At 25.3% G+C, this 11,050-nt stretch carries 6 protein-coding genes; 3 read left to right on the plus strand and 3 right to left on the minus strand.

From position 1 onward, the window contains the following. The first annotated feature begins 35 nt into the window (after nt 1-35). The 3 genes from LPC13_RS03995 to LPC13_RS04005 all read left to right on the plus strand — a co-directional run bounded on the left by LPC13_RS03995 (nt 36) and on the right by LPC13_RS04005 (nt 6,771). Nucleotides 36-1,919, plus strand: coding sequence for an McrB family protein (locus LPC13_RS03995; protein ID WP_234088609.1), 1,884 nt, complete (start codon nt 36-38; stop codon nt 1,917-1,919). Nucleotides 1,920-1,925: 6 nt separating this feature from the next. After that, a complete protein-coding gene (locus tag LPC13_RS04000) occupies nt 1,926-4,676 on the plus strand; it encodes a DUF2357 domain-containing protein (RefSeq protein ID WP_234088610.1) in 2,751 nt (916 codons plus the stop codon). A 73-nt stretch (nt 4,677-4,749) separates the two neighbouring features. Then, nucleotides 4,750-6,771 carry a DUF4145 domain-containing protein gene (locus LPC13_RS04005; protein ID WP_234088611.1) on the plus strand — a complete coding sequence of 674 codons (2,022 nt, stop codon included), beginning with the start codon at nt 4,750-4,752 and terminating at the stop codon, nt 6,769-6,771. A 140-nt stretch (nt 6,772-6,911) separates the two neighbouring features. Here the strand turns inward: LPC13_RS04005 and LPC13_RS04010 are convergent, their stop codons facing one another. The 3 genes from LPC13_RS04010 to LPC13_RS04020 all read right to left on the minus strand — a co-directional run bounded on the left by LPC13_RS04010 (nt 6,912) and on the right by LPC13_RS04020 (nt 10,992). Then, nucleotides 6,912-8,900, minus strand: a complete 1,989-nt coding sequence (locus LPC13_RS04010) for an LPXTG cell wall anchor domain-containing protein (protein WP_005210354.1) — start codon at nt 8,898-8,900, stop codon at nt 6,912-6,914. Between the two features lie 80 nt (nt 8,901-8,980). Beyond that, nucleotides 8,981-10,171 (minus strand): ATP-binding protein, encoded by a 1,191-nt coding sequence (locus LPC13_RS04015; protein ID WP_234088612.1) that lies wholly within the window; start codon nt 10,169-10,171, stop codon nt 8,981-8,983. 107 nt (nt 10,172-10,278) lie between these two features. Continuing rightward, nucleotides 10,279-10,992 (minus strand): LytR/AlgR family response regulator transcription factor, encoded by a 714-nt coding sequence (locus tag LPC13_RS04020; protein ID WP_005210344.1) that lies wholly within the window; start codon nt 10,990-10,992, stop codon nt 10,279-10,281. Nucleotides 10,993-11,050: the final 58 nt, after the last annotated feature.

The following is an 11,050-nucleotide window of genomic DNA, read 5'->3' on the forward strand; positions in this document are numbered from 1 at the left end:
TAAGATTATATTACACAAGATAAGGGGAAAAGGTTATGAATATAAAAGAGTTTAAAGAATTAGAGAGTACAGAAGAACAGCTGAAAGAGTTAATGAAATACTGGGGAATAGATGAGCCGTATTTAATTGGAACAGTTTATAATAAAAATCAAAGTTACATGGGAATAGTAGATATTCAGGCAATAGGAAATCAGGAAATATTAAAAAATCCTTTTAATGAAGTAGAACAATTAAAAGTAAAATGTATGATTGAAAGTGAAACTTTTAATATAGACTATAGAGATAAAGTAGTTTTTAAATTCAGAATAAATAAAAATAGTAATTATAATCCTATAATAACAGATAGTAAAAATATATCTAAGCTAATTAATACAGAAAATATAGATATGATTTCTAAGACTGACATTATAGAACAGTTTAAAAATAGGAAAATAGTTGGGAATATAAATTATATAGTACAAGATGTATATATAGAAGAAAAATTAAATAAAAAAATAGAAGAAGTTGAAAATGAATTAGCTAAAAGAAAAGAGGAATTTGAAAAAGACTTATTGGATAAAAGGGAAACTGGGAATAAGGAACTTAAAAGATTAGAAGCTAAAAAGAAGAAGGAATTTAAAAAAATAGATGAAATTGAATTACTTTTGAAAACTATAAATAAAGAGTTAAGTGAAAAAGAAGAGCTTAAAAAAACTTTTGAGAAATACGGATTTAGTTTTGAAAATAATAACAAAGAAAGTGCTGTACGAGGAAAGACTAAGATATCTAAAGATAAGTATATCGAGTATATTCAAAGCTATTTAGCTTCTAGGGAAGAAAAGCCTTTATATTATAGTAAAGAAATTTTGGAACAGTTTTATGCTGGATTATGTACAAATCAATTAGTAGTTTTAAGTGGACAACCTGGCACAGGAAAAACTAGCTTAGTGGAAGGTTTTTGCAATGCTATTGCTGCAAAGCTAAAAATTATTTCTGTTCAACCTAATTGGACAGATAATCAGGATTTATTAGGATTTTTCAATCCAATAGAAGGAACTTATATTTCTACTCCATTTTTAGATGCAATAATTGAAGCTGAGAATAATCCAGAGCAGTTACATATTATATGCTTAGATGAAATGAATTTAGCTCATGTTGAATATTATTTCTCTGAATTTTTAAGTAAGCTTCAATCAGAGGATAATATAATTACATTATATAGTAAAAACTTGTATGAAGAAGCGAGAGAAGAAATTTTTTCTAAGATAGAGCTATTTACTAATAAAAGAGAAGAAAATGCCTTAAATGTGGAAGAAGGTATAAGTTTATTAAAAAATATAGATATTAATGAGTATTATAAATTAAAAAAACAATGGAAATCCATTAATACATATAAAAATGAATTTAAAATTCCAAGTAATATTAGATTTGTAGGAACTATTAATAAAGATGAAACAACGAAAAGTCTTAGTCCTAAGGTTGTGGATAGAAGCTATATTATGGAGATTAATCCTTATAGCATAAAATTAGTTGAAGATTTAAAAAATAAAATTGAAAATGACAGAATAGAATGTAAAGAAAATTTATATCTAAAAGCTAATTGTTTTAAAAGAAATACTAAAATATTATCTAAGGAATTAAGAGAAGAGTTAAATGCTTTGGAATTGCTTTTAAGAAAATTTGATATTACATTAACTAATAGAATAAGACAACAGGTAAATGAGTTATATGGTTCTGAAATTATTAGTGAAAATAATATATTTGATGCTATTGTAACTGCTAAGATTTTACCTAAAATAAGCGTGGAGATAGATTTTGAAAATGAAAGCTTAATAAAGGATTTTGAAAAGAGTTTATCTAATACTATTATTGCTAAAAGTATATTTTCAAAGATGATAAGCTATTGGAAGCAATGTGGGATATTAACTTTCTGGAGGTAGGATATTATGAAATTAATTTCTCATATGATAAGTATTTCTTACTCTAAGGAAGAAGATATTAGTATGCTTCCAAAAGGTATAAAAATAGATCCAAGATATAAGGTTTTAAAAATAGCTAATATCACTAAGCTACCAAAAGAAGAATATGAAGATAGAACTATTTTAGGAGAAGAAAGAAGTGAAGGGTGGATAATTAAAACTCACTATGTGGGTAAAGGAATTAATTCACCAAAAAAAAGATATAGAATTGCATTTGAGCCAGTATTAGAAAATAATGAGAATATTAATGATTTTTATTTAAGGATTAAAGTGACAAATAAAGATCAAGAAGTTGATTATTTAAGATATTGCCCTAAAAATAATTTGTTTTTTGATACAGATTATTTTTATAAAGATAATGGTAATATAGTTAGAACATTAGGATTAGCAAATGATACATCAGGTAGATTTTTTATTGAAATAATAAGAAAAGATAATAGTGTAATAGAAAAGACTATTCCAATATTAGTATTGCCTTCATCTTTGTCTTATGAAGATTATTTAAAAATGATTCGTGAACTAAGAGAAATTAAGGAAGATATTATTCTTAATGATAAAAGTAAGGTTGGGATTGGTGAACTTTGGGTAACTAAGAAGGAAAATATTGAAAAGATTATAGGTGAGTTAGAAAAAAGCATAAATATAATAAATAAGAATCCAATATCTTCATTAACGCAAGAGTATATTAAGAAAAGTTATAATCAGATAAATAAGATGACTAGTAAAACTTTAATAGAAAAAAGTATGTATCCATATAAAAATTCATTTACAGCTGTTAATTACTCTGAAAACTTAGATGTATATGAAAATAGAGTAATTAAATATGTTTTATGTACTTTAAAAGAAAAGGTAAGAAGCTATAAAGAATTTTATGATGATTATATTATAGAAGAAAAAAATAATATTAAAAAAGTGAAAGATAACTTTAAACAAATAACTAATATTTCAGTTGAAGCTAAAAGAAAAGAAATTAAGGATAAGAAAGCATTAGAATATGAGCTAATAAAAAGGGTTAGCAAGTTACCTAATAGACTTAATGTAAAATCAAATTGTAGATTAGGAATATTTAAAAATGCTGAGATTGATGATATGTCTATAAAGATTATGTTTGATTACTCTAAAAAGAAGTTTAGACTACAGTTTACTTCTATAGGTAAAAATATAGCAGCTGGATATAGTTATTTTAATGAAAAAGAAATGAAGATTAGTAAGCACGGTTTAAAGGTGTTTTTATATACTAATAATATTGATGAAATGTTATCATTTATAAATATTATTGAAGAAAAGCCCATTAATAATCTACCAACATTTATAGATATGAATATTAATGATTATAAAAGAGAGAAAAAACAAAGCAAAAATGGGGAATTTTATTGTAATTGTATTATATATGCTGACGGTGTTAAATCTATTAGAAGAAATTATTCTATGGAAGAAAAGATAGAGTTTTTGAAAAAGTATATGAGAGATGATAATGAAGATGAAATATTAGGAATGCTTGACTCTATAGTAGGTAAAGAGGAAGAAATAGATAATATTCAAGAGAGAGTCTCTTATGGAGAAGTATGGAACTCCTTAGAAAAAAGAATAGATAAAATGCTAAGTGTAAGTATGTTTAAAAATATTAATGATAAACAAATTTACAATGTTAAATTAACACAGGTATTTATTAATAATCCATCATATAGAAGAATATATAAGCTTATAAAAGAGCTTAACAATAATATTTTATTATTAAATATGAAAAGTCCAAGGGCTATATTAATTAAGTCAACTAGTGATATATATGAAATATGGTGTTTATTTAAAATAGTACAGATATTAATAGGTAAGCAAAAATTTACTTTATTGAATCATAAGGAAGTAGCATATTCATTAAATAATTTTATGGAACTAAAGGAGCCATTTAGTGAAAAGCAATTAGAATTTGTTTTTGAGAAAAAATTACTAAATGGATATATGCTAACACTTAATCTTATTTATGAAGGAAGGGTTTATTATGATGGAAAGAAGTTTAAAACTCCAGATTATCAATTTATATATACTCTTAAAGATAAATTAGGAGAAACTATTATTGAAAAAAGAGCATATTTAGATGCTAAATATAGAAATTATGATTCTCAAGGGGAAGTCATATATCATAAGGATATAAAAGATGTGGCTATAGAAAAGTATATAAAGACTTTTGAAGATACTATAAATGAACCAATTTGTTCTATGATAGTTCATAGTCATAATTATAAAAGGTATGTAGATTGGGGAGGAGATAATATAAAAAGAGAAGCTATAGCAGATAGCTTAAAGCCTCATAGTTATGGAGCCTTTTATCTAGTTCCTTCAGATATTAGTAATTTAAATAAATTCTTAAGGTTATTAAGTGAATATCATTTAAGTTCTAATCAATTTAGATCTTATTCTATTTGTTGGGAATGTGGAGAAGTCGAAGAAATTAATATAGAAACAAGGCTTACTTATGGTAAAAAGGAAAAATATTATTATACTTGTAAAAGATGTAGCGAGTTTTGGGTGAAAAATCATTGTGAAGCTAATAGCGGACATAAATTAATTAAGCATAGGGATAATTATCATTTACCAATATATAATGAAAATAATACTAATGATATAGCAAGAGAAGGAAATGACAATATAAATCCATGGCATTTAATATGTCCTGTATGTGGTGATGGACGAAGTAAAAGATTTGCACATATCTATTAATGGACTATAAATAGTGATGATACAAATGCTTCAAAAGAAATAAAAGTTAAGTTAATGGTAAGAGGATAAACAAGTGAAAGTAAAAGAGAGAGTATTGGAAAAGGAAGAATATTTATTTGAGTTATGTAATGCAATAATAAAAATAACAGCATATGATAATACATATAGTAGGGAATTAGTTAAGGTTGCAGAGTATTATTTAAAGTTTAAAGAGTATTTTCTAAATGACAATTATGAAGATGCTATTACAAATGGACGAAGGGCTTGTGAAGCAATATGTGCACATTTATATAAAAGCAATGGATTAAGTAAAGGGAAAGAAACGTTAAATGGTTCTTTAAATATTCTTTTTAAAGAAGGAATAATAGATAAAAGAATATTGGATAGGTTTAATAGCACAAGATTATGGGGAAATACGGGTACTCATTATCAGGAAAATGAGCTTGATGAAGTTACCTATGATGATGCAGAATGGGCATTTGAAGGATTAAAATATATAGTTAAATGGTATTATGATAAATTTAATATAAATTTAGAGGATATTGAATGGAAGCAAGCATGTACTATTAATACAATAGAAAGTTATGAAAATTATATTACAAGAAAAGGTGATAATAAATATAAAAATGAAGCCTTAAAAAGAATAGAAGAATTAAATTTTATTAATCAAAAGGAAAATGAAGAAGAAATTAATTGGAATAGGGCATGCTTAGAAAATAATAATAAATTGGATAATGAGGAATGGAGAAAGGCACTTAATGAGGATAGTATTGAATCATATACTAGATATGTAAGTTTAGATATTATTAATAAAAGACATTATGATGAAGCAGTAAGCAAAATAAAAGTATTAGAAGAAAATAGAATTAAGGAAAAAGAAGAATATGAACTTTATTCTAAGGAAGAATTATATAGACAAGCTAGGCTATTGTATTTAAAAGCAAAAAATGATGATGACTATAATAGAGCATATAAAAATGCATGGCTTTCTGCCAATAAGGGTTATCCAGCAGCTCAATTACTTTTAGGAAAAATGTATTATTTTGAAAAAGGAGTGACTCAAGATTATCAAAAGGCCTTTTTTTGGTTTAATGAAGCAGGTAAAAGTGGAAATAAGGAAGCAATGATTAATTGCGGACATATGTATTATAATGGATTAGGAATAGAAAGAAGTTATAAAAAGGCTTTTGAGATTTATAAGGAGTTAGCTAAATTAGGAGAGATAACTGCTATTAAGTTAGTGGCTAAAATGTATTTAAAAGGGCAAGGTGTATTACAGGATAATTATAAAGCTGCTAAATATTTTGAGGAAGCAGCAATGAAAAATGATACTGATTCAATGGTTATATTAGCTGATTTTTATAAAAATGGTAATGGAATAAAGCAAAACCTAAGGTCAGCATTTAATTGGTATGCAGAAGCTGCTAGACAAGATAATATAGAAGGAATATTCAATATGGCTATTATGCTATACTATGGAGAGGGTTGTGAAAAGGACTATAAAAAATCCTTTGAATTAATAAAATCTAATATTAATAGGTGTAAAAATGAAGTACAAAAAAGAGAAGTAGAGATTATATTAGCACATATATATTATGAAGGAATAGCAGTAGAGCAAGATTATGAAAAAGCTTTTGTTATTTATAATAAATTAGCTGAAGCAGGGGTTGTTGAAGCAATAAGTAGATTAGCGGATATGTATTATGAAGGACAGTATTTAGAACAGGATTATAAAAAGGCTTTTACTTTGTATAAAATATCTGTTGATAAAGGATATGAATATGATATTCATAAATTAGCTAATATGTACTTACATGGATTAGGAACTATAGAAAATCATAAGTATGCATATGTTTGGTATAAGAAACTTGCATATAAGGGTAATACATTAGGAATGAGAATGTTAGGATATGCTTATTTAAATGGAGATACTGTTGATGTTAATAATGATGAAGCTTTTTATTGGTATAGTAATGCTGTTAAGCATGGAGATTACGAAGCTTGTATACCATTAGCCTTTATGTATGAGAATGGTTTAGGAACTGAAAAAAATAAAAAGATGGCAGATGAATTGTTAAAAAGGGCATCAAAATAAGCAAAGCTATATCAGATTGTATTTTAAATTCAATCTGACATAGCTTTTTTTATTATAATTTTTACTTTTATACAGCTAGTTTATATAAATATTAGCATTTGATTTATTCTAATACATAACAAAAAGAAAAATAAAAGTTATTAGACTTTATTAACTTTTTTTCGTAAAATCATATAAAATCCACTTATTGAAATAAGACTACCAAATATAATGATAAATATACTTGAAATAGGACTTCCTGTATAAGGAAGAGTAGTTTTATTTAAAGTAGAGCTATTTGATGATACTTGAGAACTAGTATTATTATTTGTTGGAGTAATAGTAATTGTACTATTATTACCAGATAAATTAGATCCAATATTTGATGAATCATTAGGCTTGTTACTAGTGTTATTATTGTTGTTATTATCGCTACCGTTATTGTTTAAGCTATCTCTAGTTATAGTTATATCATAGTTAGATAAAAATTCAGAGTCAGTTTCACGGTCATAGCTAAGTAAATTATTAGCTCTATCCCAAACAGACAAAAATTCTAGCGTATAAATGCCTTCATAAAGGTGGTCTTTATCTATAGATACATAACCTTCAAACATATTTGAGCTATCATTATAATATAATTCCGAATAAATAGGAGAAGTACCATTAGGAGAATTCCAAACTAAAAACATCCATGTATCCATATTAGAAAATCCAGATAGATCATCTATTACGTCGGCTGAAATATTAATTTTAATACCATCTGAAGTATCAACTTCATTTAAGTTAATTATATTTTTTTCCATAGTAATACTATTGATTACTGGAGGTGTTAAATCTTCATTAGGATTGTTGCATATTATGTTTAAAGGGCTAAAATCGTAAGAATCATCATTTTCAAATTCATCATCACTAGTTATATTTGAAATTGATAAATAAGATGTAGCAAAAATGTCAGAAGAATCATATTTATATTCAATAATCATTGACTCTACGCTATAAGTTCCGGATTTTAAATACTCAAATGGAGTATATCCTTGACCGTAAACGTATGGTATTGGTGAAATAGTATAATTATCACCATCTTTAATTACAGAATTATCATATAAAACAATACTATCATTATCTGATTGATACCAGATTGTAAGGCCTGTTATCTCTCTATTTGATTTAATTGTTACAGTAGCTGTAAATTCATTACCATTAGAAACTATATGAGGTACACTAAAGTTTTCAAAGGAGTATTTGAATGGCTCATAATTAATAATTTCTAATTGAAAGTTAGGTGCAAGGTCTTTATATTCAGTCCGATTAGATGAACTTGTTGTTATATCTTTATATTTTGGGTTTATATAAGCTAAAGTAGTATAAGTTGTATCAAGTATAATTTCTATTTTTGAAATTTCATAAGTTCCAGAAACAGAAGTAGTTTCAGGAACAAATGTAGATATATTATTTCCATAAGAAGTATAATATACTGTTTTACTAGTGTCATTAATATTTACAAGCGTAATTTGTGTTGATATATATTGATTAAATTCTTCAGCTACATTTAAAGTTATTGAAGGAAGAATGGTATAGTTACTAAAATCAAAGGAAGTTCCATTAGTTTCTATACTATATACTTCTATATCATCTATAGAAGAGGGAATTTGAACTTCTTCAACTTTTTCTTCTAAGGTAGTTTCTTTGGAATTTTCATTTTCAGATACTTCTTCAGAGGTTCCATTAGTTAATATAGGATTCTCTTCAGCTTCTATTTCATTAGTATTATCAGTAGAAGTATCTTTTGGAAATTCTTCAATTTCTGATACATCTTCTATAATAACTTCATCAAGATTATCTTCATTATTAATAGTTTCGTTTGATGTAGTTGATTCATTTATATCTGTAGTAATTTCAGCTTCATCCGAAGTAGTTTCATCTATAACTGGAGTTATTTCGTCTATTAACTCTTCTTCTGTTTCTTCTAAGATGGTAGCTTCATTTAAGCTTTCATCAAGGAAAGTTTCTTCTTTCATAGCTTCTTGTGCTTCTATAGAATTTTCTGCATCAGGATTATCTTGTGCAAATGTTATTCCTTGATTACCAATAAAGGAAAGCAAAAAAGCTAATGAAACTGTAAGTGAAATGAATTTTTTTAATTTTTGCATTGTAAACACCTCCTAAAATAAAATTTTTATAAAGGTTAGAGATGTAATTTTTAAAGTGTAAAATGTAATTATTTAAAGTTTCATTCTATTTTTAATAATAGTGTTATAGAAAAAATATTATTTTCATGCTTCATACTTAAGTTTCCATCATATCTATTTGTTATATCATTTAATATTTTTAACCCATAGCCATGATTTTTACTATCTTTATTAGTTGTTAAAATAGTATTTTTTTTATTAAAGACAATATCTAAGTCACACCAATTTAAAAACTTTATAACTATATAGCCAGCTTCTTTAGAAGAAATTATGCTTATAAAGTTATTTTCTTTATATTTATTTTTTATACAACAATTTATGGCGTTATCATATAAGTTACTAAATATACTACATAAATCTAATTCGTTAATTACTAATTTATCAATATCTCTTAAAGAAATTTTCGTTGGGATTTTATACTTTTTTGCTTCAGTAGTTTTTAAACTAATAATAGTATTAACAATTGAATTTTCACAGTAATAAATATTATCTAAAGATTCAAGCCTATGACTTATGTTATCAACGATATTTTGTGCATCAATATTATTATTTGAATTATTAAGAAGAAAATAAGCGGTTTGAAGCTGATTTCTAATATCATGTTTAAGCTTGGATATATATTCTTTATTTTGATTAGCTAACTTATAGTAGGAGAATTCCATTCCTTGTTTCATTTTTTCAAATTCTCTCTCTTTTTCCTTTTTTGTAAGCTTAGAATATTCTTTTATACTAAGGTAGAGTAGTGTGTCAACTGCAATTAAGATAACTACACAAGCAATTCCATACTGTAGTAATTTTTCAGTTAAATTATCATAGTTATATAGATACATACCTAAAAGTAAAGTGAATTGTGAAGTTGGAACTAAAATTAGTATTAATATAAAAATCTTTTTTATGGAGTTTACAATTTTATTCCAAAACAAAGAAAATCCCATAGTTAAAGTAAAGTAAACTATGTATCCAAAGAGAATAGCTATAATTCTAGGGACAGAAAGCTCAAGTGAATTTGTATAATCAAAATTTGTAAAAATTCCATATATATAGTGAGCAAAAAAATCTGTTACAAGGATGAAACCGATAGTAGCAGATAGTATAATTATTATTTCCTTTGATGAGTTTTTTGAAATTTTTCTTAGGCATATATATAAAACAATTGCCATGGCTATAGGTTTTACAATAAGAAATTCTTTTAGTGGGTAAGTTATTATAGAAGTAGAAATTATACTAGCCATTAATATGCAAAATGTCTTAAAGATATTTATCCTAAGGTTTAATACATTTATTAAGAATATAAAAGTAAGACAAGACTCTATTAATAAACTAATTATAGCTAAGGATTTTAATGACATAGCTTTTCTCCTAAATAATTTATAAATGATTCTTTGGTTTTATTGTATCTTGACTGACTTATAGGAATACTTTCACCATCATATAAAGAAAAAGATCCAGTATTTAAATACTTAACTTTATTCATATTTACTATATAGCTTTGATGGCAGCGGACAAAATGTGAAGGAAGAATTTTTTCAATTTCTTTTAATTTGAAATACAGCTTAATTTCATCAGTAGATTCATGGATTATAATTTGTCTTTTAAAGCTTTCAATATATTTTAGATTTTTTAAATTGATATTAGTTATAGCGCCTTTTGAAGAAATGGATATGATATCTGGCTTATCTTCATTTATGGCATTTATAGTTTTATTTAATGCGTCTACCAATTTATCTTCTTTTATAGGCTTTACTATAAAATATGTTGGATCAGCTTCAAAAATATTTTCAGCATAGTTAATAAAACCAGTAATAAATATAATTTTTATAAGTGGAAAATGTGATTTTACTTTTTTAGCAAGGTCAATTCCATTGGAGTTTCCTAAATCAATATCTATAACAAGAATGTCTAAATTAATTTTTTTATTATCCTCTATATAAAACTCTAAAGCTGATGCTGTATTAAATTTTAATAGTCTACATTGCTTCTCTAAGTTTTTTTCAATTAAAGAACATATATTATTTAATGCAATATCATTATCATCACAAACAGCTATAATCATAAGATTCCCCCATTAATTTATTTTGTATATATAAATAATATTATGTTTACTTTTAAGA

It is taken from the genome of Clostridium celatum, assembly GCF_021412605.1.
GTDB lineage: Bacteria > Bacillota > Clostridia > Clostridiales > Clostridiaceae > Clostridium > Clostridium celatum.

Excerpts from the sequence above, each read along its gene's own strand:
- LPC13_RS03995 (WP_234088609.1), top strand. The coding sequence starts at position 36 with ATGAATATAAAAGAGTTTAAAGAATTAGAGAGTACAGAAGAACAGCTG.
- LPC13_RS04000 (WP_234088610.1), top strand. The coding sequence starts at position 1,926 with ATGAAATTAATTTCTCATATGATAAGTATTTCTTACTCTAAGGAAGAA.
- LPC13_RS04010 (WP_005210354.1), bottom strand. The coding sequence starts at position 8,900 with ATGCAAAAATTAAAAAAATTCATTTCACTTACAGTTTCATTAGCTTTT.
- LPC13_RS04015 (WP_234088612.1), bottom strand. The coding sequence starts at position 10,171 with ATGGCTAGTATAATTTCTACTTCTATAATAACTTACCCACTAAAAGAA.
- LPC13_RS04020 (WP_005210344.1), bottom strand. The coding sequence starts at position 10,992 with ATGATTATAGCTGTTTGTGATGATAATGATATTGCATTAAATAATATA.